This window comes from Enterobacter sichuanensis (genome assembly GCF_002939185.1).
GTDB classification, from domain to species: Bacteria; Pseudomonadota; Gammaproteobacteria; order Enterobacterales; family Enterobacteriaceae; genus Enterobacter; species Enterobacter sichuanensis.
The window spans coordinates 16,876-41,392 of the sequence record NZ_POVL01000040.1 but is presented as its reverse complement, the minus strand read 5'-3'; the positions used below and the strand labels follow the sequence as shown (position 1 = coordinate 41,392).

General features: G+C 58.3%; 16 protein-coding genes. 4 read left to right on the top strand and 12 right to left on the bottom strand.

Translation table 11 applies throughout. The features are described 5' to 3' along the window. Positions 1-26: 26 nt before the first annotated feature. From yegS to yegD, 11 genes are all read right to left on the bottom strand, one after another. Positions 27-926 carry a lipid kinase YegS gene (gene yegS, locus C5687_RS17105; protein WP_104557431.1) on the bottom strand — a complete coding sequence of 300 codons (900 nt, stop codon included), beginning with the start codon at positions 924-926 and terminating at the stop codon, positions 27-29. A 161-nt stretch (positions 927-1,087) separates the two neighbouring features. Continuing rightward, positions 1,088-1,693 (bottom strand): hypothetical protein, encoded by a 606-nt coding sequence (locus tag C5687_RS17100; protein WP_025758704.1) that lies wholly within the window; start codon positions 1,691-1,693, stop codon positions 1,088-1,090. 344 nt (positions 1,694-2,037) lie between these two features. Further along, complete coding sequence (gene trhP, locus C5687_RS17090; RefSeq protein ID WP_025758705.1) at positions 2,038-3,399, bottom strand: prephenate-dependent tRNA uridine(34) hydroxylase TrhP; 1,362 nt, start codon at positions 3,397-3,399, stop codon at positions 2,038-2,040. Positions 3,400-3,553: 154 nt separating this feature from the next. After that, positions 3,554-3,886 carry a YegP family protein gene (locus tag C5687_RS17085; protein ID WP_025758706.1) on the bottom strand — a complete coding sequence of 111 codons (333 nt, stop codon included), beginning with the start codon at positions 3,884-3,886 and terminating at the stop codon, positions 3,554-3,556. A 137-nt stretch (positions 3,887-4,023) separates the two neighbouring features. After that, complete coding sequence (baeR, locus tag C5687_RS17080; RefSeq protein ID WP_025758707.1) at positions 4,024-4,746, bottom strand: envelope stress response regulator BaeR; 723 nt, start codon at positions 4,744-4,746, stop codon at positions 4,024-4,026. After that, entirely contained in the window at positions 4,743-6,146 is a 1,404-nt protein-coding gene (gene baeS, locus C5687_RS17075) for an envelope stress sensor histidine kinase BaeS (protein ID WP_025758708.1), read from the bottom strand. Before baeS ends, baeR begins: the two co-directional genes overlap by 4 nt. Continuing rightward, positions 6,143-7,558, bottom strand: coding sequence for an MFS transporter (gene mdtD, locus C5687_RS17070; protein ID WP_104557430.1), 1,416 nt, complete (start codon positions 7,556-7,558; stop codon positions 6,143-6,145). The genes baeS and mdtD overlap by 4 nt, the downstream gene beginning before the upstream one ends. Then, positions 7,559-10,636 carry a multidrug efflux RND transporter permease subunit MdtC gene (gene mdtC, locus C5687_RS17065; RefSeq protein ID WP_104557429.1) on the bottom strand — a complete coding sequence of 1,026 codons (3,078 nt, stop codon included), beginning with the start codon at positions 10,634-10,636 and terminating at the stop codon, positions 7,559-7,561. It abuts the gene before it with no gap. After that, the gene (locus C5687_RS17060; RefSeq protein ID WP_104557428.1) at positions 10,637-13,759 is read right to left on the bottom strand and encodes an MdtB/MuxB family multidrug efflux RND transporter permease subunit; all 3,123 of its coding nucleotides are present in this window, start codon (positions 13,757-13,759) and stop codon (positions 10,637-10,639) included. It abuts the gene before it with no gap. Then, on the bottom strand, positions 13,759-14,961 hold the full coding sequence (locus C5687_RS17055) for an MdtA/MuxA family multidrug efflux RND transporter periplasmic adaptor subunit (protein ID WP_045285614.1): 1,203 nt from the start codon (positions 14,959-14,961) through the stop codon (positions 13,759-13,761). The genes C5687_RS17060 and C5687_RS17055 overlap by 1 nt, the downstream gene beginning before the upstream one ends. A gap of 177 nt (positions 14,962-15,138) precedes the next feature. After that, positions 15,139-16,491, bottom strand: coding sequence for a molecular chaperone (yegD, locus tag C5687_RS17045; protein ID WP_045285615.1), 1,353 nt, complete (start codon positions 16,489-16,491; stop codon positions 15,139-15,141). 255 nt (positions 16,492-16,746) lie between these two features. Between yegD and alkA the strand changes: the two genes are divergently transcribed. Further along, the gene (gene alkA / locus C5687_RS17040) at positions 16,747-17,619 is read left to right on the top strand and encodes a DNA-3-methyladenine glycosylase 2 (RefSeq protein ID WP_104557426.1); all 873 of its coding nucleotides are present in this window, start codon (positions 16,747-16,749) and stop codon (positions 17,617-17,619) included. Here alkA and C5687_RS17035 read toward each other — a convergent pair. Further along, positions 17,584-20,913: a diguanylate cyclase gene (locus C5687_RS17035; RefSeq protein ID WP_104557425.1), complete on the bottom strand. Its 3,330-nt coding sequence runs from the start codon at positions 20,911-20,913 to the stop codon at positions 17,584-17,586. The two genes, alkA and C5687_RS17035, sit on opposite strands and share 36 nt — an antisense overlap. Positions 20,914-21,256: 343 nt before the next feature. Here C5687_RS17035 and udk point away from each other — a divergent pair, with 343 nt between their 5' ends. From udk to asmA, 3 genes are all read left to right on the top strand, one after another. Further along, a complete protein-coding gene (udk, locus tag C5687_RS17030; RefSeq protein ID WP_008500855.1) occupies positions 21,257-21,898 on the top strand; it encodes a uridine kinase in 642 nt (213 codons plus the stop codon). Positions 21,899-21,989: 91 nt separating this feature from the next. Then, entirely contained in the window at positions 21,990-22,571 is a 582-nt protein-coding gene (gene dcd / locus C5687_RS17025) for a dCTP deaminase (RefSeq protein ID WP_020883257.1), read from the top strand. A gap of 22 nt (positions 22,572-22,593) precedes the next feature. Then, positions 22,594-24,444 carry an outer membrane assembly protein AsmA gene (gene asmA, locus C5687_RS17020; protein ID WP_025758718.1) on the top strand — a complete coding sequence of 617 codons (1,851 nt, stop codon included), beginning with the start codon at positions 22,594-22,596 and terminating at the stop codon, positions 24,442-24,444. The last annotated feature ends 73 nt before the right edge of the window (positions 24,445-24,517 follow it).

The following is a 24,517-nucleotide window of genomic DNA, read 5'->3' as shown; positions in this document are numbered from 1 at the left end:
GGCGTAGCCGCCACCCGGCAATACAATTAGCGCAGAAGCGCACAGTCCGGCGGCAACCGACACTGCAGCGCGCCGGGTAAGACCTCAATGCGGAATTGCGTCCCGCTCAGCGGTTCCCCGTCAAGGTTAAACGTCATCCCGTGCGGGGCATTCACTTCAAACCATGCCGATTTCCCGGCAATGATATTTGGGCTCTCTTCCGGCTGCGTCAGCGTGGTAAACAGCGCGGGCAGCAGGCCGTCGCCCGTGAAAATCCGCAGCTGTAGCTGACCGTCATTAATCAGCGCCTCCGGGCACAGCTGCTGTCCGCCACCCGCCTGGCGTCCATTGCCAATGCCAATCACCAGCGCGTCGCCCTGCCACAGAAAATCCTCGCCGCGAATTTCGCAGCGGTCAGGTTTGAGGGTGTCCATGCGCATCAGGCCGTGGATCAGATATGACACGCCGCCCAGCGCCGCCTTCAGTTTTTCCGGCGTTTCGCTGGTGATGCGGGTGCCAAACCCGCCGGTCGCCATATTGATAAAGCAGGTTTTATCATTCACCTGAGCAATGTCCACGGAGGTAGCTTTACCGAGGATAGCCAGCTGAAGCGCCTTCGCTAACTCCTCAGGGATCCCGGCGCTGGTGGCAAAATCATTGGCGGTGCCGAGCGGTAAAATGCCCATCACCGGGCGGTTTGCCGGGGGCAGGTCGATAAGCGCAGAGGCGATCTCATTGATGGTGCCATCGCCGCCGCCGGAAATGATGGTCTTGACGCCCAGTCGAATGCCTTCATCGATGTACCGTGCTGCGTCACCTTTTTCGAATGTCACCCGGACGTGAATTCGCGCACCGTCTTCACGTAGTTCGGTAATTGCCTGGCGCAACAGATCGTTGCCTGCACTTTTGCCATTGAGAATCAATAAACTGTCTGGATAGGTTGCCATCCTCGCTGCTCCCTTTTTTAGCGTTAATAAGAGTGTATAGCAGAGAGAAAAAAAGCGGGTAAGAACAGGATGAAAGGCAAAAATAAGGCTGCGGAAAGGGGATTTATCCCCCTTCATGGCCTTTATCTTTTATATGCCGGTTCCTCAAAGGACTCATACCCTTAACGTTTGAGTCCTGCCGTTTGCTTTTCCTCTATTTTCAACTGCTTACGCCACACCCGATTATGTAGCGTTAGCGCAATTGAACGGTAAAAGACCGATGTATTCATCCACACGATATTCAGGCAGAAAAATCCCAATCCTAATAGTGAGGTTATTTGCGGTGTGTAATTCTCTACAGAGCTGAATAAAAGCGAAACCCACGTCCAGATAAAGTAAACGATGCTCATCAAGCCAGTCAGTGTAATGACAGAAATATGCAGTTTATATCCCGTTAAGGATCCTCTGGCAGTTAGAAACATCGTGCTCATCACAACCATGCAATACACCACTGCTGCAAGGAATACCCCCATCATTACCTTAAACTCAGGTAAGCCGAGCAGGCGAAATAGCAACATCCAGACAGAAACTTGTAGCATAGCGTAGCAAAAAATAGTGAGTAAGGTACTTATTGCTAAGGGTATGCCTGTCATATGTACACCCACAGGAACACCGAACTGACCTTTTAAGCGATCTTTCAATGATTCAAGCCGATGGAGATCGTCAGTCGCCATTTGACGTGTAATCAGAGTACTTAATGCAAGGCTCTTCTTGATGTATTTTATCATGTCCGGGTCAATTACTTCCTGTATATGAAAAAGACTGAATCAAACCAAAAACGTATATTCCAGATTGTGTAATATTCTGAGGATTCCGGATTGTACCCGAGATAGTACTGCCCAACACCCTTCATATGGTGGGTCTTTGCAATTTGATTCTTAATAAGTGGACTGAACGGTGCAAAAAAATAAGCCCGCGTAAGGGAGATTACGCAGGCTAAGGAGGTGGTTCCTGGTACAGCTAGCATTTATGGGTTATGTTTTTCAGCGGGGGGATAATACCCGTATTGAACGAAGCGGTATGTGATCCGATTCTAAGAATTATCCCAGCGCGAAAAAATTTCCCCGATTAACTATTTGCCGTGTGGGTTTCGGGTGCTTTCACCGTTGAAATTACGCATCAGCAGCGCAAACTTTAGCTCCACCTCTTCCGGTACCGGCAGCCAGACGGTATGACCGTCCCCCGGCGCTACGTCAATCGCTTCGCCTTTGCCGTTTTCCAGATGCTCCAGCGTGAAGTTCATGTTGCCCTGCGGGGTCATCAGCTCCAGGCTGTCGCCTTTGGTGAACTTGTTTTTCACCGCTACGGCCGCCAGCGCGCCTTTACGCTCGCCGGTGAAGTCTCCGACAAACTGCTGGCGCTCGGATACGGAGTAGCCGTGCTCGTAGTTCTGGTAGTCGTCGTGGGTATGACGGCGTAGGAAGCCTTCGGTATAGCCGCGATGCGCCAGGCCTTCCAGGGTCTCCAGCAGGCTGGTATCGAACGGTTTACCGGCGGCGGCATCGTCGATGGCTTTGCGGTACACCTGCGCGGTGCGCGCGCAGTAGTAATAGGATTTGGTGCGGCCTTCGATTTTCAGGGAGTGCACGCCCATCTGGGTCAACCGCTCGACGTGAGCAACAGCGCGCAGATCTTTTGAGTTCATGATGTAAGTGCCGTGCTCATCTTCAAAGGCGGTCATGTACTCGCCCGGACGTTTGGCTTCTTCAATCATAAATACGCTGTCGGTGGGCGCGCCGATGCCCAGTGTAGGCTCAACGTTAGTCACCGGGATAGGTTCATGCTTGTGGACGATATTGCCGATGTCGTCCTCTTTGCCTTCCTGGACGTTATATTCCCAGCGGCAGGCGTTGGTGCAGGTCCCCTGGTTCGGGTCGCGCTTGTTGATATAGCCGGAGAGCAGACAGCGGCCGGAGTAGGCCATGCACAGCGCACCGTGAACGAAGATTTCGATTTCCATATCCGGCACCTGGGTGCGGATCTCTTCGATCTCTTCCAGGGAGAGCTCGCGGGAGAGAATGACGCGGGTCAGCCCCATCTGCTTCCAGAATTTCACCGTCGCCCAGTTTACGGCGTTAGCCTGTACGGAGAGGTGAATATCCATCTCCGGGAAGTTCTCCCGAACCAGCATGATTAAACCCGGATCCGACATGATCAGCGCGTCCGGCCCCATCTCCACCACCGGCTTCAGGTCGCGGATGAAGGTCTTCAGCTTGGCGTTGTGCGGCGCGATGTTGACTACCACGTAGAATTTTTTGCCCAGCGCATGCGCTTCATTGATGCCGAGCTGCAGGTTCTCGTGGTTGAATTCATTGTTACGCACGCGCAGCGAGTAGCGCGGCTGGCCCGCGTAGACAGCGTCGGCACCATAGGCGAAAGCGTAACGCATATTTTGCAGCGTTCCCGCCGGGGAAAGGAGTTCCGGTTTAAACATGTTTGTTCTCGTTCTGATGACAGGTCAGATCCGCGTGCACACGGTGCAGCGGTAAGGGGAGATCCCCCACTTTAAGGGCGGGCATTGTAGCGCTGCGGGGCAGGGAGGTAAAGCGCCGGGTCGCGTCACCGTTCTCCCGGCGCGCGTCCTGCTGTCAGGTATTGTCTTTTACCGTCTGAGATGACCCGTTCGTTTTGACGGAGGCGATACCCTTATCACGCGATTGTTCCGTCGCATAAAGCTGGCTGCTGCCAATCACCTGATGATTACCCGCCCTGAGATTGAAATGGAACTTACCGTTCGAGGCTGTTTTCTTTTCGTAACGCTCGTCCTGCGGGCTGTTCGTGCGTACGGAAGCAATGCCGTTTTCGGCGGCACTTTTACTGGTGTAAAGCTCGCTGGTCAGGATGATCTCCCCGTTTCCAGCTTTCAGCACAAACCTGAACTGACCATCACTGCTTTTACTTAATTCGAACCAACCAGACATAGGAACTCCTTGAGCGAAAGTAAAAATTATCAGTACCAGTTATAAGTAAGCGAACCGGTAAAAAGAGTATGGTTGATTCCGGGATGGATTCCAGAAAAGAAAAAACCCGCCAGAGGGCGGGTTTCAGAGGTGAAACGTCACACTATCCGGCACGCATCCGCTTCCCAGCGATACCCCACGCCATACACCGCGCGAATAAATGACTGTTCAGCGTCCAGCGCCTCCAGCTTGCGGCGCAGGTTTTTGATGTGGCTGTCGATGGTGCGGTCGGTCACGACACGGTAATCGTCATACAGGCGGTTCAGCAACTGCTCGCGGGAGAAGACTTTCCCCGGCTCGTGGGAGAGGGTTTTCAGCAGGCGGAACTCGGCGGGCGTGAGGTCCAGCAGTTTGCTGCGCCAGCTCGCCTGGAAACGGCTTTCATCCACAATCAGCGGGCTTTGCGCGTCCAGCACCTGAAGCTCGCGCTGCGGTTTACAGCGGCGCAAAATGGTTTTCACGCGGGCGACCACTTCACGCGGGCTGTAAGGTTTGCAGATGTAATCGTCCGCGCCAATTTCGAGCCCCAGCAGGCGGTCGATCTCTTCAATTTTGGCGGTGACCATCACGATCGGCACGTCGGAGAAGCGACGAATTTCCCGGCACAGGGTCAGGCCATCGGTACCGGGCAGCATCAGATCCAGCAGGATCAGGTCCGGCGGCGTCTGGCGCACGTACGGCAGCACCTGGTCGCCGTGGCTAATCAGCGACGGGGCGTAGCTGGCCGCACGTAAATAGTCGATCAGCAACTGCCCGAGCTTGGGCTCGTCTTCGACGATCAAAATGCGCGGTGTGTTTTCGTCAATGGGTAACTCGGTCATACTTCTCTCGATAACTCCCGTTCCAGCGGTAACTCTACTGTAATGCTAACCCCGCCAAAAGGCGAATGGGCGGCGCGGATCGTCCCATTATGCGCCTCGACGATGTTAACGCAAATCGCCAGCCCCAGCCCGGAGCCGCCGCTGGCGCGGTTACGGGACCCTTCGGTGCGATAAAAACGCTCAAACAGTTTTTCCAGCTGCGCATCCTGCACGCCGGGGGCGGAATCCGCGAAGGTGAGGGCGAAGCGTCCGTTTTCCTGTTTGCCGGAGATATGCAGCCCGCCGCCGCTGTCGGTATAGCGCAGGCTGTTTTCCAGCAGGTTGTTGAACAGCTGCATCAGGCGATCTTTGTCGCCAAACACTACCGCGCTGTCCGGCAGGGAGAGATCAATCTTCAGATTGCGGCTGGCAAACCGTTCCCGGAAGGCGCCGCTGGCGACTTCAAGCACGTTGATCACATCGACGGGTGCCTTCTGGTAAGCCAGCGCCCCTTCATCGGACATAGAGAGCTGGTGGAGGTCATCCACCAGTTTGGTGAGCGTGCCCACTTCCGCCTGCAGAGAGGCCACTGATTCAGGCGTAAACTGGCGCACGCCGTCCTGAATGGCCTCCAGCTCGCCGCGTAGCACCGCCAGCGGCGTGCGCAGCTCGTGGGAGATATCGGCCATAAAATCGCGGCGCATCTGCTGGTTTTTTTCCAGGGTGCTGGCGAGCTGGTTAAAGTCCTGCGCCAGCTTGCCCAGTTCGTCCTGGCTGCGGGTGTCGACGCGGGTAGTGAAATCCCCGGCCGCCAGCTTGTGCGTACCTTCCACCAGCCGTTTTACCGGCGCGAGCAGACCCCGCGCCAGCGGGAAGGTGGCGAGCGCGGCGAGCAGGGTGGAGAGGGCGACAATCAGCCAGCTTGTCCGGCGCTGCTGGCGGTCAAAGTTGATGTCGGTGTTGCGCGTCAGGCGCTCCACCGGCGAGGCGATCACCCAGCCGACGGTGGCGTTATTCACTTTAATCGCCCGGCGGGTGCCGTCCGGCGGAATAGGCGCGCGCGGGCCAACCAGAGGGCGCATCTCCTGGTCGATCACCCAGAACTGGGTACGCCAGCCGTGCGGCGGCATGCCCGGTCCCGGGCGGTCATCACCGGTGTCGTGCTCCAGCGAACGCAGGATCTGGAAAATAAAGCGGTCGTTATTGCGCAGAAAACGCCAGTTGCCGTGCTGGGCGTACTGTTCACTCAGCGCATCGCTTAAGCCCTGTAAACGCTGTTCGTTGCCATGCTTGATGTAATCAATAAACCCGCGCTCGAAGCTGATCCGCACCGCCCAGTGCATGGTGATCAACAGAACGATACAGGTGGCAAAAATCGCCAGAAAGAGCTTACCGGTAATCCCCGGACGCCAGAATTTCATGAACCACTCCTTTTGCCGCGACCAATCACGACGTTCTTGCGGGTATCATCCGGCACTCGGGCGAAGATGAATGCGGGCAGGGCGATAATGACCGCCATGCTGAGATACGTATATAAAAAGACCTGATGTGCCACCGGCGTGTCGACGCTGAGGTGGTGCTGACCGTACATGCCGAGCAGCAGACCGGCGATAGTCACGCCGACGCTCATGGAGAGCTGCATGATCATCGACAGCAGGCTGTTGCCGCTGCTCGCCAGCTCATCCGGCAGGTCTTTCAGCGTCAGGGTATTCATCGATGAGAAGCGCATGGAGTTGATCACCCCCTGGCAGAACAGCACCAGCGGCAGGACGTAGTACCAGCCCATCAGCGCCACGGCCATAAACAGCAGGCTGACCAGCGCCAGGCCAAGCGTGGCGGCCACCAGCACGTGACGATAGCCAAAGCGGTTGACGACCTGCACCACGATGCGCTTCATCCCCATGCTGCCGAGCACCATCGGGATCATCATCAGGCCCGCGTGAAACGGTGAAAAGCCCATGCCGATTTGCAGAAAAACGGGCGTCATAAACGGCAGCATGCCGCTGCCGACGCGTCCGGCAAAGCTGCCGAACAGGCCAAGACGGTAGGTGGGATTTTTAAACAGCGTCAGGCTGAACAGCGCCTTGTCGTTTCCTCTGGCGTGCCAGAGGTACCCCAAAATAGCGGTGAGGCCGAGGGCGACCAGGATACCCAGCGTCCGGGACGAAATCCCCAGCCCTTTTTGCCCGTCGAGGGCGAGGGTGAGCGTTGCCATGCCTGCGGCAAGCAGGATAAAACCAAAGAAATCAAAGCGCCGCGTCTGCATTTTATAGTTTGGCATCAGCGCCAGGGTGGCAATCGCGCCAACGATGCCCACCGGCAGGTTGATTAAGAAAATCCAGTGCCAGGAGGCGTACTCCACCAGCACGCCACCCAGCGCCGGACCCAGCAGCGGTCCCACCTGGCCGGGCAGGGTGACAAAGGTCATTGCCGCCATGTACTGCTCGCGCGGAACAATCTTCATCACCGTTAACCGCCCGACGGGGACCATCATCGCCCCACCGATACCCTGCAGCACGCGCGCCATGACAAGCTGGTCGAGGGTATTGGCCTGGGCGCAAAATAGCGAGCCGGTGGTAAACAGCACGATGGCGGTGAAGAAGATATTCCGCACGCCGACTTTGTCGGCCAGCCAGCCGCTGGCAGGCAGCATCACGGCCACCGTCAGCACGTAGGAGACAATCACCATATGCATATGCAGCGGGCTCTCCCCCAGGCTTTTCGCCATCGAGGGGAGGGCGGTGTTAACGATAGTCGTATCCAGCGACTGCATAAAAAAGCCGAAGGCGACAATCCATAATTGCCAGCGAACGCTGCTGGGAAGCTCAGTCATTTACCCGGTCACCGTGGTTCTGTTTTTACGTGCAACGCGCAGCCGCAGGCGGTCAAAGAAAAGATAGACCACCGGCGTGGTGTAGAGCGTAAGCAACTGGCTCATCACCAGCCCGCCGACAATGGTGATCCCCAGCGGCTGGCGCAGCTCCGAGCCGTCGCCCCCGGAAATCACCAGCGGCAGCGCGCCAAACAGCGCCGCCAGGGTGGTCATCATGATCGGACGAAAACGCAGCAGGCAGGCCTGGAAGATGGCCTCTTCCGGCGACAGGTTGCCGTTGCGCTGGGCGTCCAGGGCGAAGTCGACCATCATGATGGCATTTTTCTTCACAATACCGATTAACAGCATGATCCCGATAAGCGCGATGAGGCTGAACGGCGCATCGAACAGCTCCAGCGCCAGCAGTGCCCCCACGCCCGCCGACGGCAGCGTCGAGAGGATGGTCAGCGGGTGCACGTAGCTCTCATACAGAACGCCCAGCACAATGTAGACCGTGGCGATGGCGGCCAGAATCAAAATCACCTGCGAGTTCATCGTCTCCTGGAACACCTGCGCGGTGCCGGCAAAGCTGCCGCGCACGGTGGACGGTACGCCAAGCTGCGTCATCGCCCGGTTGATCGCATCGCTGGCCTCCGAAAGCGACGAACCAGCGGGCAGGTTAAAGGAGATGGTCGAGGCCGCCGACAGCCCCTGATGGTTCACCGACAGCGGCGCGTTGGCGGGCTGCCAGCTGGCAAAGTACGAGAGCGGAATCGCCTTGCCGTCGTTGTTGATGACAAACATTTTGTCCAGGGCGCTGATGTCCTGGGTGTAACGCGGATCAACCTCCATCACCACCTTATACTGGTTCATTGGCTGGTAGATGGTTGAAATTTCGCGCTGACCGAACGCGTTGTTCAGCAGGCTGTTGGCGGCTTCAACGTTAATGCCCAGCCGCGACATGGTTTCGCGGTCATAGGTCAGGGCCATCTCGGCGCCGTTGTCCTGCTGATCGGAGTTTACGTCCGCCAGTTGGGGCAGGGCGGCCAGCGCCTTGCGGATCTTCGGCTCCCACTCGCGCAGGGCGGCTAAATCGTCAGAAAGCAACGTGTACTGGTAGCTGGCGTTCGCCTGACGCCCACCGACGCGGATGTCCTGAACGGCCATCAAAAACAGGTTGGCGCCCGGCTCTTTGGCGAGCTTCACCCGCAGGCGGTCAATTACCTGCTGGGCGGTTTCATTGCGCTCGCCGCGCGGCTTAAGGGTAATAAACATCATCCCACTGTTCACGCGTGACCCGCCGGTAAAGCCGGTGACGTTATCCACGGCTTTGTCTTCACGAATGATCTTCATAAAGTCCTGCAGCTTGCCGCGCATCGCCTGGAACGAAATGCTCTGATCCGCCTGAATACCGCCCATCAGCACGCCGGTATCCTGCTCCGGGAAAAAGGTTTTCGGGATGGAGATATACAGCCAGACGTTGAGCACGATGGTGCCGATCAGCACCAGACCGACAAGCCGGGTATGGTTCAGCACCCACTTCAGCGATTTTCCGTAGCCCTCCTGCATCGCCAGCAGAACGCGGCCAAAGCCTTTGCGGCGCGGCTGCGAGTGCGGCTTGCTGCGCTTAAGCATCCAGCCGCACATCATTGGCGTGAGCGTTAAGGAGATAATCAGCGAAATACCGATGGCGACGGAGAGGGTGACGGCAAACTCGCGCAGCAGCCTGCCCGGCAGCCCACCCATCAGCAGCAGCGGCAGGAACACCGCCACCAGCGACAGGCTCATGGAGAGCACCGTAAAGCCCACCTCGCGCGTCCCCTGCAGGGCAGCCTGCAGGGGTTTAACCCCGGCTTCCAGGTGGCGGGAAATATTCTCCAGCACCACAATGGCGTCATCCACCACAAAGCCCGTGGCAATCGTCAGGGCCATCAGCGACAGGTTGTTGAGGCTAAAGCCGCACAGATACATGGCGGCAAAGGTGCCAATCAGCGACACCGGCACGGCCACCGCCGGAATCAGCGTCGCCCGGCCGGAGCGCAGGAACAGGAACACCACAAGGATCACCAGCGCAACCGAGATCACCAGCGTTTGCTCCACCTCTTCCAGCGAGGCGCGAATGGTCGGGGAACGATCCTGGGCAATTTGCAGATCGATAGCCGCCGGGATGGTCTGCTGCAGCTCCGGGAGGCGGGCGCGAATGCTGTTCACCGTCTCAATGATGTTGGCTTCCGGCAGCTTGCGGATCATCAACAAAATCGCCGGTTTGGCGTTGGTCATCCCGGCGTTGCGCACGTCCTGCACCGAGTCGGTGACACTGGCGACGTCGCTTAGGCGCACCGCCGCGCCGTTGTTGTAGTGAATGATCAACGGCTGATATTCCGCCGCGGTTTTCAGCTCGTCGTTGGTGTGGATCTGCCAGCGGTGGCTTCCGTCCTCAATCGCCCCCTGTGGTTTGCGCACGTTGGCGTTGCTGATGGCGGAGCGCACGTCGTCCAGCGACACGCCCTGGTTAAACAGCGCCTGCGGGTTTAACCCCACGCGCACCGCGGGCAGAGAGCTGCCGCCGACGCTCACGTCACCGACGCCGTTAATTTGTGAAATTGTCTGCGCCAGCTGGGTGGACGCAAAGTCGTACAGCTGGCCCTGCGAGTAGGTGTCCGAGGTCAGCGTCAGGATCATGATCGGCGCGTCGGACGGGTTGGCTTTCCGGTAGGTCGGACGGCTCGGCATCCCGCTGGGCAGCAGACTTTGCGCGGCGTTAATGGCGGCCTGCACGTCGCGCGCCGCGCCGTTGATATCCCGGTCGAAGCTGAACTCCAGAATGATGCGCGTACTGCCGAGCGAGCTGCTGGAGGTCATCTCGTTGACCCCCGCGATCCGTCCGAGCGAGCGCTCCAGCGGCGTGGCAACGGACGAGGCCATGGTTTCTGGTGACGCACCCGGCAGCGAGGCGCTGACCATGATCACCGGGAAATCCACCTGCGGCAGTGGCGCTACCGGCAGCAGCCGGAAGCCCAACACGCCGCACAGTGTAATGGCGAGCGAGATTAATACCGTCGCCACCGGGCGATAAATGAAGAGGGCGAAAAACTTCACTTATGCCTCCTCTTCACGTTTCGGGAAGCGGCTTTTGGCCCACAGCGCCAGGCGGTCAAACAGCAGATAAATCACCGGCGTGGTGAACAGCGTCAGCACCTGGCTCACCAGCAGACCGCCGACCATGCCAATGCCCAGCGGACGACGCAGCTCCGCGCCGACGCCGGTGCTCAGCATCAGCGGCAGCGCCCCCAGCAGGGCCGCCAGCGTGGTCATCAGGATCGGGCGAAAACGCAGCAGGCAGGCCTGGAAGATGGCATCACGCGGCGACATGCCCTGCTCGCGCTCGGCGGCCAGGGCGAAGTCGATCATCATGATGGCGTTTTTCTTTACGATCCCGATAAGCAGGATGATGCCGATGATGGCAATCACGTCCAGCTCGCTCCCCGCCAGCATTAAGGCCAGCAGCGCCCCCACGCCCGCCGTCGGCAGGGTGGAGAGGATGGTGATTGGGTGAATAAAGCTTTCGTACAGCACGCCGAGCACGATATACATCGCCACCACGGCGGCGACGATCAGCCAGATGGTGTTGCCCAGCGCGGCCTGGAACGCCAGCGTGCTGCCCTGGAACTGGGTCTGAATATCAGCCGGGAAGCTTACCGCTTTTTCCGCCGCCTGAATGGCCTCCACCGCTTCGCCGAGTGAATAATTGTCCGGCACGTTGAAGGAGATGGTGGTGGACGGGAATTGATCCAGATGGTTAACCGACAGCGGGGTGTAGCGCTCTTCCACCGTCGCAATCGCGCTCAGCGGCACAATCCCACCGTCTTTGCTGGTCAGGCGCACCGAGTCCAGCCCCGCCAGGCCCGGCGTGTTTTCCGTGTTGTGCTCCAGCACCACGCGATACTGGTTCGCCTGGGTGTAGATGGTGGAGATCAGACGCTGCCCGAACGCGTTATACAGCGCGTTATCCACATCCGCCATAGTGATGCCCAGGCGGCTGGCGGCGTCGCGGTTGACGTTTACATACGCCGCCAGCCCTTTGTCCTGCCAGTCGCTGCTGACGTCGGAGAGCTGCGGCAGGGTATTAAGCTTATCCACCAGCTGCGGCACCCAGGTGCTGAGCGCGTCCAGTGAGGTGGCCTGCAGCGTGAACTGGTACTGCGTACGGCTGACCTGGGTATCGATGGTCAAATCCTGAATCGGCTGCAGGTAAAGCTCCACGCCCGGCACGCGGGCGACGGCGTTTTGCAGCCGTTCAATCACGGTGTTGACGCGATCGTCACGCTCATCCAGCGGCTTGAGGTTGATCTGCAGACGCGCGCTGTTCAGCGACGGATTGGTGCCATCCACCCCCACGTAGGCGGTCAGGCTTTCCACGGCCGGATCCTTCAGGACGATCTCAGACACCTGCTGCTGGCGCTGGGCCATGTTGGCGAAGGAGACCGACTGCGGGGCCTGTAGCGTACCCTGAATAATGCCGTTGTCCTGGATCGGGAAGAAGCCTTTCGGAATGAAAATCCACAGCATCACGCTGAGCGCCAGGGTTCCCAGCGCCACGCCGAGGGTGGCCCATGGATGGTTGAGGACTTTCGCCAGTACGCGACCGTAGGCGGCAATAATCCGCTCGAACATGCGCTCGGAGGCGCGCGAGAAACGGTTTTGCTTGCGCAGTGATTCGTGGCTCAGCATGCGTGCGCACATCATCGGCGTCAGGGTCAGTGAGACCACGGCGGAGATCAAAATGGCGACCGCCAGCGTCACGGCAAACTCGCGGAACAGACGCCCGACGATATCGCCCATAAACAGCAGCGGGATCAGCACCGCAATCAGCGAGAAGGTGAGCGAAATAATGGTAAAGCCGATTTCGCCTGCGCCTTTCAGCGCGGCGGCCAGCGGTTTTTCACCTTTCTCGATATAGCGCGAGATGTTCTCGATAACGACGATGGCATCGTCCACCACGAACCCGGTGGCGATGGTTAGCGCCATCAGCGTCAGGTTATTGATCGAAAAATCAAGGAACACCATGACGGCAAATGTGCCCACCAGCGAGAGGGGGACGGCGACGGCGGGAATAATGGTTGCCGGAACGTTACGCAGGAACAGATAGATAATCATCACCACCAGCGCAATCGCCAGCATCAGCTCAAACTGGGTGTCGGTGACCGAGGCGCGAATGTTGGTGGTGCGGTCGGAAAGCACCTTCACACTGACCGATTTCGGCAGGCTTTCAATCAGCTGCGGCAGCATCGCGCGGATGCTGTCGGCAGTTTCGATAATGTTCGCCCCAGGCTGGCGCTGCACGTTCATCACAATCGCCTGCTGTTTGTTAGCCCACGCCCCCAGCCAGCTGTTCTCCGCGCCTTGTTCCACGGTCGCCACATCGCCCAGACGCACCGGGGCGCCGTTCTGGTACGCGATGATCAGCTGACGGTATTCATCGGCGGGCTGCATCTGGTCGTTGGCAGAGAGCGTCACGGCGCGGGTCGGGCCGTCCAGCGAGCCTTTTGCCGAATTGACGTTGGCATTGCTGATGGCGCTGCGGATGGTTTCGCTGGTCAGCCCCAGCGCGGCAATTGCCTGCGCGTTCAGCTTAACGCGCACCGCCGGGCGTTGTCCCCCCGCCAGCGTGACGAGCCCGACGCCGGAGACCTGAGAAATCTTCTGCGCCACGCGGGTTTCGACCATGTCTTCGACCTGGGTCATCGGCAGGGCGGAGGAGGTGACGGCAAGGGTCATGATTGGCGGATCCGCCGGGTTCACTTTGCTGTAGACCGGCGGGTTAGGCAGGTCCGACGGCAGCAGGTTGGTGGCGGCGTTAATCGCGGCCTGAACCTCCTGCTCGGCGACGTCCAGCGACAGCGTAAGCTGGAACTGCAGCGTCACCACGGATGCGCCCCCGGAACTCTGGGAGGACATCTGCTTTAATCCCGACATCTGGCCGAACTGGCGCTCCAGCGGGGCGGTGATGGCGGAGGTCACCACGTCCGGGCTGGCGCCGGGATAAAGCGTCACCACCTGAATGGTGGGATAGTCCACCTCGGGCAGCGCCGAGACGGGCAGAAAGCGATAGCCGATAATCCCGGCGAGCAGGATCGCCACCATCAGCAGCGTAGTGGCGACAGGGCGGAGGATAAACAGGCGTGACGGCCCACCTGTGGAGCCTGGCGGCATCACCTGCATCAGGAGGTCGCTCCCTGTTTCGCCGGTTCCACCACTTCCACTTTGGCCCCTTCGGTCAGACGGTCAATGCCGTCGGTGACCACGCGGTCGCCTGCGGAAAGGCCCGCGCTAATCACCACCGTCTGGCTGTCCTGAATCCCGGTTTTCACCAGATGCTTGCTGACTTTATTGTCGCTGTTGAGCACCCAGACGAAGTTGCCTTCGTTACCCATCTGCAGCGCAGCGGTGGGGATCACCACCGCGTTCTCTTCGGTCGCTACCAGCATGCGCGCATTGACGAACTGGTTCGGGAAGAGGGCATCGTCCTGGTTATTAAAGCGCGCCTTCAGCTTGATGGTGCCGGTGGTGGTGTCGATCTGATTATCCAGACTGAGCAGGGACCCTTCGCTCAGTTTCTGCTTATTGGTACGGTCCCAGGCTTCAACCACCAGCCCTTTGCCAGCTTTTTGCGCCTGCACCACCGTAGCAATGTCACTTTCCGGCAGGGTAAAGACTAAATCAATCGGGTGGGTTTGGGTGATCACCACGATGCCGGTGGTATCCCCGCTCGAGATCTGATTGCCGATATCCACCTGCTTCAGGCCGACGCGGCCATCGATCGGCGCGGTGATGCGGCTCCAGTCCAGCTGCAGCTGCGCGCTGGCTACCGCGGCTTCGTCAGCCTTGATGGTGCCCTGCGTTTCGCTGACCAGCGACTGCTGCGTGTCCAGCTCCTGACGGGAGACCAGATTGGTTTTCACCAGCTGCTGGTAGCGCGCTAAATCGCGCCGGGCGTTGGCGAGGGTGGCTTTGTCTCTCGCGAGCTGCCCCTGCGCCTGGGCGAGGGCGACCTTAAACTGGCTCGGGTCGATTTCCGCCAGCAGATCGCCGGCTTTGACCTGCTGGCCTTCCTGGAAGTGAATGGCCATCAGCTGGCCGTCGACGCGGCTGCGCACCGTCACGGTGTTGGCGGCGGTGATGGTCCCGAGTCCCGTAAGATAGCGAGGAACGGCTTTATTCACCGCCGTGGCCGCCTGGACCGGTGCCAGCGCGCCGCCACGCATACCGTGACGTCCTCCGCCAGCCGGGCGCTGTGGCTGGCTGGTGGCACCGGCGGGTGCGGCGGAGTTCGCGGATTGACTGTGCCAGTACCAGGCGGCGGCAAGGACCACCACAATGATGCCAGCGGCGATTGCCCAGCGGGATTTGTTACTGCCTTTCATCGTTATACGTTCTCATCCTGAATACTTCGGGGAATGATACTAGTTTAGTCAGGCAACACAGCGGAAAAATGGAGGAAATATGGAAGACTGTCGGGAATTGTCTGAGTGTGGTGGTCTGTGTTTTCTCCCTCTCCCTGTGGGAGAGGGCCGGGGTGAGGGCACCAGACCGCACCAATATTACCTAAACATCACCTGCGCCCAGCGCGCAAGACCCGCCGTGACGGATCCAAAGTCATCTCCACCGGCAATCGGGATCCCTGGCAGTTGCTCTGCCAGCGCTTTTTTAATCAACGGTGAACGGGCGCTTCCTCCGGTCAGGTAGATCACGTCCGGCTTCTCTTTGCCGTTATCCAGCGCCAGCTGCACCTGTTCCAGAATGCGCTGCAGCGGTTGAGCGAGCGCCGTCTCCAGCCCCTCCTGAGAGATGGCGGTTGCCAGATCGTCGCTGATAAACGGCAGGGAGACCGCATGTTCCGGGCGATCGGAGAGGGCGATTTTGCTCTCTTCCGCGGTACGTACCACGCGGTAGCTGAGGCGTTGACGCCACACTTTATACAGCAGGGCGACTTTTTCGGCGTCCTGGGCATCGCGCACCAGGTCGTTCAGGAAGCGGCCATTCGCGGTGCTGTAAAAATCGCTCTGCGCAGGCACGTCGTTGATGGCGATAGCGTTCCACCAGGGCAGGATCGGCAGGGCGATCCCTTTCTCCGTTTGCCCGCCCATGCCCAGCAGCGGCATCAGGCTCTTAAAGGCCAGCGCGATATCGAGGTCGTTACCGCCCACGCGACAGCCGCTGTGCCCCAGCAGGCTGTTTTCGCGGTCACGGCGATGATGCCACTGCGGCCCCATCAGCAGCAGCGAGCAGTCCGTCGTTCCGCCGCCGATATCGACCACCAGCACACGCTTCTCTTCCGACAGCGTGGCTTCAAAATCCAGCCCCGCCGCAACCGGCTCGTACTGGAATACCACGTCGCGGAAGCCGGCGCGGTGCGCGGCGCGCTCCAGGATCCCCTGTGCCTGCTGGTTGGCCTCATCACCGCCCAGCCCCTGGAAGTTGATCGGACGGCCAATCACCGCCTGGGTAATCGCATCAGGAACCTGCATCTGCGCCTGATTGCGGATGTGCAGCATCATCGCGCAGACCAGATCTTCAAACATCGCCACCTGCTGCGGCTTTAATCCGCTGGCGCCGAGGAAGGATTTCGGTGATTTTACGAAGTAGACCTCTTCCGGGTCTTCAATGTAGTGCCCGAGCGAGGCAAGGCCAAACTGCACGCTGGACGGCGTGACGTCAATATCTTCCTCGCGGTTGAAGCTGACCGCCCGGCGCAGCAAGGCCTGGCTTTCCGCCGCCGTGGCCGGAACCTGATGGTGGCGGAACAGCCATTCGCTGACCGCTTCGCGGGTGGGTGCGCAGAGCATTGACGGCAGCAGCGTGCTCTCTTTTTCCATTTTCAGGAGCTGTGGTTGCCCGTTTTGCATAATCGCAACCGAGCAGTTTGCCGTACCGTAATCAAATCCAATAAACACGATAAATCCCCATGCCAGTGAGAAGGGGCGAGACTTTAGCGGAATGCCCGTCCGGCGACAACAGGAATATGAAAGCAAGGCAAAACAGGGTCTTTCCGTTTATGCTGATATACCCGTCATACTTCAAGCTGCATGCGCGTTGGCTGCGCTCGTTCACCCCAATCACATAGTTATCTATGCTCTTGGGGATTCACTCTCTTGCCGCCTTCATGCAGCTTGAATTATTTAGGGTATAAGATAAAAAAAGGAGCAACGATGTATACCCTGACCTGGCTTCCCCCTTACGACTGGCAATGGATGTTTGGCTTTCTTGGCGCCCGTGCGGTGACGGGCATTGAAACCGTCACCTGCGACTACTATGAACGCAGTTTTGCCTGCGAAGGACATCAGGGAGTCTTTCGCGTTACGCCCGACCTCGCCACCTCTACGCTGACCGTGACGTTGAGCCCGGGTCTTATTCCGGTGGCGCAGACCTGTCTTGAACGTATCGCCCGCCTGTTCGATCTCAGTTGTAACCCGCAGCAAATTGCAGACACGCTGGGCGATCTCGGTGCCGCGCGGCCGGGCCTGCGTTTGCCGGGGGCGATGGATGCGTACGAGCAGGGCGTCCGGGCTATCCTCGGGCAGCTGGTGAGTGTGGCGATGGCGGCGAAGCTGGCATCACGCGTGGTGGCGCTGAGCGGAGAACCCGTGGCGGATTGCCCCGGCTATCTCTGCTTCCCTACGCCGCAGGCGCTGGCGTCCACGGACCCGCTGGCACTGAAAGCGCTGGGCATGCCGGTAAAGCGCGCGGAGTCGCTGATTCATCTGGCGCAGTCGGTCATTGACGGGACGTTTCCGCTTTTCCCGCCCGCGAACATTGAGGCGGGGATGAAAGCGTTACAGCAGCGGCCGGGAATTGGCCGCTGGACGGCAAATTATCTGGCCCTGCGCGGCTGGCAGGCAAAAGATGTGTTTCTGCCGGATGATTATTTGATTAAGCAACGCTTTGCCGGGATGACGCCCGCGCAAATTCGGCGTTATGCCGAGCGCTGGCAGCCGTGGCGCTCGTACGCGCTGCTGCACATCTGGTATACCGACGGCTGGGCACCGTCAGTTGATGGCGAAGTAGCTGGTATTGAGAAGTAGATCCAGCGGCTGCGGCTCGGCGATGGTGTCACCATAGATAAAATCAATGCCGATGCCGGAGAGCGTATCCATCATAATGGGCTGATTGCAGGGACCCGCGATGGTCTTCATGCCCAGACGCTGGGCATGACCCTGGATGATGGTGACCATCATTTCCTCCATCAGATTGCCATATACGTTGCTCACCACTTCGGCGTCCAGCAGCAGATAGTCGGCCATATTTGCGCTCAGGTGTGCGAAGACGTTCATGTCGCGTCCCACCTGGCTGAAGATCACGCGACAACCTGCCTCGCGAAGCTTCTGCAGACCCTGCTCCAGGTTTTTATTCGGGTTACAGACCACATCGGCAGAGATGACCAGATGCAGCAGGCGACCCGGCATAGGGCTTTTATCCAGCAGGTCGAGCAGTTCATCAACCAGCGTCACGCTGGCTAAACCGGCCTCAGACAGCGGCAGTGCGACACCCATCCCTTTACTGGCGATCTGAGCGGCGGAGGTGCGGAAGAACTCGCTGAAAATCCGTCTGTCGAGGGCGTGCAACAGCTCTGGCTCCGCCAGGCCCGATCGGAAGGCGTGCTCTTCCTGGACTTCACCCTGGCTGGTCCACAGGCGTAACGAAATCAGCCAGAAGTTGCTGCTTTCCGGGATGCGCGGGGAGGCGACGCTGCGGGCAATCATCATCAGATGGTTGTCTTTAATCATGTGCCACTGCTCATCAAGCGACATCATGCTGCGCGTGCTGTGGTCCCGCTCCTGCTGGGGTTCGTAAACCGTCACCCTGCCACGCCCGCCGTTTTTCGAGGCATAGCAGGCAATATCCGCCTGCGACATGACCTCTGACGCCTGATGGTTATTTTCATCAATCAGCGTGATACCCGCGCTGGCGCCGATCCGGTGCAGGCGTCCTTCCCACATAAAGTGATAGTCATTGATCGTCTGAATCAGGCGACCGGCAATATAGCGTGCGCTTTCAATGTTGCAGTCGGGTAACAGTAACCCGAACTCATCCCCGCCCAGACGGGCCAGTACGTCACTGGAGCGGAGCATGGTCAGCATTAAGGAAGAGAGTTCCCGCAGCAGGGCATCGCCGGCGGCATGGCCAGCCGTATCGTTGACCGCTTTAAAGCGATCGAGATCGATAAACACCAGCGCATGCCGCTGGCGCGTCTCGCGCACGGTCTGCAGGAGGCGTTTGAGATGGTTTTCGAAGCTGACCCGGTTTGCCAGGTGGGTCAGGGCATCGTGGGAAGCGCTGTAGCTCAGCTGACGCAGCATTTTGCGCGACTCGGTCACGTCCTGAATGACGATCACGGAGCCAATACTCTGTCCGTCCAGCGTGCTGAGCGGCGTAATACTGTAATGAATATCGAAGCTTCCGCCGGTACGGCAGTTTAGCACCACATCCTGATCGATATCGGAACGGGACATATCGCCGCTGTGAATATTCTCCATCGGCGGCCCTTGTTCCCCAAAGGTGATGTGCAACACCTTCAGGATCGGCTGGCCTATCGCCTCGGTTTGCAGCCAGCCGCTCATTTTCTCGGCGACCGGGTTCATAAAGGTGACGTTCATGTTGATATCGGTACACAGCACCGCTTCACCGATGGAGTCGAGGGTAATATGCAGGCGCTCTTTTTCCTGGAAGAGGGCCTCGTTAAGCTGCTTCACCTCAGTCATGTCCATGTTGATGCCAAGCAGTCGTTCGACTTCGCCCTGTTTATTCAGCACCCGGTTCGCCAGAGAGCGAATATGGCGCACGCCTTCCTTCACGCGAATGCGAAATTCCAGCTTAAACGGCAGACGGGAGATAAGGGAGTCTCGCAGAACCTTCTCTGCATGGGCGCGATCTTCCGGCAGCATTGTGTCGTGCCAGAGCTGCCAGGTGGGTTTGATGTGCGGCGGAATTTCATACAGCTCAAACATCCGCTTATCCCAGCTAATAATGTCTGGCTCCAGATCCCACTCCCAGATGCCAATTCCGCCCGCTTCGTTAGCCAGCGTAATGCGCTCCATCAGACGTTTATTGACCCATTCGGTCTGCTTCAGGTCGTTAATATCTTCAATCTGAGCGATAAAATAGAGCGGTGAACCGTCGGTATGACGCACGACGGAGACGGCAAGAAGCGCCCAGACCACCTCTCCGTTACGGGTGTAGTAACGCTTCTCGAGGGTGTAGGTATTGGTTTCGCCGTTGACCAGCTGTTCCAGCTGCTCCAGGTCGGTATCGAGATCTTCCGGCCAGGTCAGCTGCTGAAAGGTCAGCGACTGCAGCTCCGTCTGGCTGTAACCGAGGAAGTTGCACAGCGCCTTGTTGGCCTGCAGCCATTTGCCTTCAATGCTGACCAGCGCCATACCGATGGCGGAATACTCCATCGCATTACGAAAACGCGCTTCGCTTTCGGTGATGTGCTTGCGTTCGGCGCGGAAGGCATACATCACCATGGTCATCACGTTGGCAGGCAGGAACAGCATCAGGAACGGCAGCCACGGCGCGTTCAGCATCGGCCCGGCATGCTGGGTGGTGAGCGCCAGAGGGTTACGGGCAATCATCAGCGACACGACCATCACGGTGACCAGAAACACCATGAACGCCTCCATCCGCGGCAGGCGCACGGCGCTCCACATCAGCAGAACGATCACACAGGTAAAGGGCCACGGAAGCCAGGTGATGGCCGCCCAACTGAGGGCTAACGTTATGGCCAGCGTGGTCAGCGTCTCCAGCAGCAGCCGCGGGTCACGGTGGCGCAGCAGATAATGGGGTTTAAATAACAGGCCCAGCGGTACCAGCGCCAGCGCGCCGATGGCTTCGGACAACACCCACACGAAGAAATTGCGCACGGGCTCAGTGCCGGGTGCCAACAGAGTCACCAGAACGCCGCCCACCAGCGGCGGCACCAGCGCGCTGCCAATGGCTACGCGGATCCAGTCATTCAGATTCTGCAGCGGGTTGTACCATGGGAGCCATTTGCGCAGGAACAACGCGCCGATAACGGCCTCAATCACGTTGACGGTGGGGTAGATCAGGCTTACCGATCCCCAGGAAAACAGCATCCATGAGGCCAGAATATTGCCAAACGAACAGGCCAGCGCAATTCCCGGCCACATTTTTCCGGCATGACGGTAAAACGCCACCATCATGATGGCAGTGGGAAACCAGAGCGGGGCCAGCAGGGTACCGAAGCGGGTGAGCTCCAGTGAAAACAAGGTAAAGATAAAGGTGACCAGGCCCAGACAGACAAGTCGTAATAAAGGATGTGGGGTGGTAACCAAAACCCGCTGGTATTGTTTATTCATTACCGCTTTATCCAGAGACGCCATGCCGTCAGGGAAGATGTCCGAATGCGTGAATTTGATAATTTGGTTTATGCTAGTACAAACAATTTACAATTCATATGGTGACTGTTCAGAATTTGACACCACAGACTTATTAAATAGAAGCTCTGTGAAAAAAAACGGTTAAACGCTGAAAAAACGTTCATTTAAATTTCACTCAGGGCGTAATGCGCCACTTTTCGGGCAGTCTCGCAGAACCTGTGCATTCGACTGGTATCACGCCGGCGAAATCCCTATAATTGCCGCGTTTGACGCTCCGGCGTCGTCCTTCCTTAACATCCAGGTTAATCAGGTCGCTAAATTTATGACTGATAAGTCTCATCAGTGCGTCATTATAGGTATCGCCGGCGCATCGGCTTCAGGTAAAAGTCTTATTGCCAGTACGCTTTACCGCGAACTGCGTGAACAAGTAGGTGATGAGCATATCGGCGTCATTCCCGAAGACAGCTATTACAAAGATCAATCCCATCTGTCGATGGAAGAGCGCGTCAAAACCAACTATGACCACCCCAATGCCATGGACCACAGCTTGCTGTTCCAGCATTTAGAAGCGCTTAAGAGTGGCCAGGCGATCGAGCTGCCCGTTTACAGTTATGTCGAACACACCCGCACTCAGGAAACGATCCGCATTGAACCGAAAAAGGTCATTATCCTGGAAGGCATCCTGCTGCTGACCGACGCCCGCCTGCGGGAATCCATGAACTTCTCCATTTTCGTTGATACCCCCCTGGATATCTGCCTGATGCGCCGCATCAAGCGTGACGTCAATGAACGTGGCCGTTCGATGGATTCCGTGATGGCGCAATACCAGAAAACGGTCCGCCCGATGTTCCTGCAATTTATTGAACCCTCCAAACAATACGCCGATATCATCGTGCCGCGCGGGGGCAAAAACCGCATTGCGATTGATATCTTAAAAGCGAAAATCAGCCAGTTTTTTGAATAAGCCGCGCGAATTGTGTACCGTTCAGAGATAACCTGGTTTTACCCTGAGTGCTTATTGCCTCAGGGTACGATGCATGAAAGGAGAGAGTGCCATGCGTCTTTGTGATCGCGATATTGAAGCCTGGCTGGATGAAGGCCGTTTGTCTATTACCCCACGTCCACCCGTGGAGCGTATCAATGGGGTGACCGTTGATGTACGGTTGGGGAATAAATTCCGCACCTTTAGCGGCCATACCGCGCCGTTCATTGACCTTAGCGGGCCGAAGGACGAAGTGAGCGCCGCGCTCGATCGCGTGATGAGTGACGAAATCGTTATTGACGAAGGTGAGGCCTTTTATCTGCATCCGGGTGAACTGGCGCTGGCGGTGACGTATGAATCCGTCACCCTGCCTGCGGACCTCGTCGGCTGGCTTGATGGCCGTTCTTCCCTGGCGCGACTGGGGCTGATGGTGCACGTGACCGCGCACCGTATCGATCCCGGCTGGTCAGGGCGTATCGTGCTGGAGTTCTTCAATGCCGGTAAACTGCCTCTGGCGCTGCGTCCCGGCATGATGATCGGTGCGTTAAGCTTTGAACCGCTGACGGGCCCGGCCGATCGTCCTTATAACCGTCGTCAGGACGCAAAGTACCGCGACCAGCAGGGCGCGGTCGCCAGCCGTATTGATAAAGACTGAACGCGAGTCCATTGAGGATGCCATGAGAAGAGTTCTGACAACGCTGATGATTTTGCTGGTGGTGCTGGTTGCTGGCCTTTCGGCGTTGGTTCTGCTGGTTAACCCTAATGATTTCCGCGCGTACATGGTGCGGCAGGTCGAGGCACGCAGTGGTTATCAACTGAAACTTGATGGACCACTGCGCTGGCACGTCTGGCCGCAGCTCAGCATTCTCTCTGGCCGCATGTCGCTCACGGCGCCGGGGGCCTCCCAGCCGCTGGTTTCCGCAGACAACATGCGCCTTGATGTGTCGCTGATCCCGCTTATTTCCCATCAGCTGCAGGTTAAACAGGTGATGCTGAAAGGCGCGGTGATTCAGCTGACCCCGCAAACCGAAGCCGTGCGTGATGCGAATGCGCCGGTGGCGCCGCATGAAAATACCCTGCCTGATGAGCCGTCTGATACCGGCTGGTCTTTTGATATTGGCAAACTGAAAGTGGCCGACAGCGTGCTGGTTTTCCAGCATGAGGACGAAGAGCAGGTTACCGTTCGCAACATTAATCTGCAGATGGAACAGGATGCTAATCATCTTGCCGCTGTGGAATTTAGCGGGCGCGTGAACCGCGATCAGCGCGATCTCACCCTGTCGCTGAATGCCAGCGTCAATGCGTCTGACTATCCGCATCAGCTCACGGCCGACATCCAGCAGCTGAACTGGCAGCTGACGGGGGCCGATCTTCCTGCTCAGGGAATTACCGGGCAGGGGACGTTGCAGGCCGTGTGGCGCGAAGAACAAAAGCAGATTGAACTGGATAATCTCAGCCTGCAGGCGAATGACAGTAGCCTGAAAGGGCAGGCGAGCGTCACGCTCGAAGAGAAACCGAAGTGGGTGCTCAATCTGCAGTTCGACAAGCTCAATCTGGAAAACTTACTGCCACCGCCGCCTGCAAGCGCAACGGACAGCGATGCCGCACAAACGGGGCAAAGCCAGATGCCGGTCTCTCGTCCGGTTATCTCGTCGAATCTTGATCAACCTGACTACAACGCCCTGCGCGGATTCACGGCGGATATTCTGCTGAAAGCCAATAGCCTGCGCTGGCGTGGCATGGATTTTACCGACGTGAGCAGCCAGATGTTCAACCATAATGGCTTGCTGGTGATCTCCGAACTGAGCGGCAAGATGGGCGCTGGGCACCTCTCACTGCCCGGTACGCTGGATGTCCGCAAAGACGTCGGCAGCGCCGAGTTCCAGCCGCGTCTCGACAACGTTGAGATCGGCACCATCCTGAAAGCGTTTAACTATCCGATAGCCCTGACAGGGCAGTTGACGCTGGCCGGTGACTTCTCGGGTACCAAAATTGATGCTGATGCTTTCCGCCGCGACTGGCAGGGACAAGCGCACATTGATTTAAAAGACTCCCGTATGGAAGGGCTTAACTTCCAGCAGCTGGTCCAGCAGGCGGTGGAGCGCAGCAGCGATGTGAAAGCGCAGGAGAACTATGACAGTGCCACGCGCCTCGACAGCTTCTCCACGGACCTGACGCTGGATAACGGACAGCTGACGCTGGCCGACATGCAGGGAACCTCTTCCATGCTGTCGCTGACGGGAGAGGGTTCGCTGGATCTGGTAAAAGAGACGGCGGATACGCACTTTAACGTCCGGGTGCTCTCCGGCTGGCAGGGCCAGGGTAAGCTCATCGACTTCCTGAAAGAGACGCCGATCCCGCTGAACGTTTATGGCAAATGGCAGGCGCTGAATTACAGCCTGCAGGTGGATCAGATCCTGCGTAAGCATCTGCAGGATGAAGCCAAACGTCGGCTGAACAGCTGGGCGGATCGGAATAAAGATTCGCAGACCGGGAAGGATGTGAAAAAGCTGCTCGATAAGCTGTGATGCCGTTGTGCCGGGTGGCGCTTCGCTTTACCCGGCTGCCAGTGCGGCCTGATGCCCTCACCCCATCCCTCTC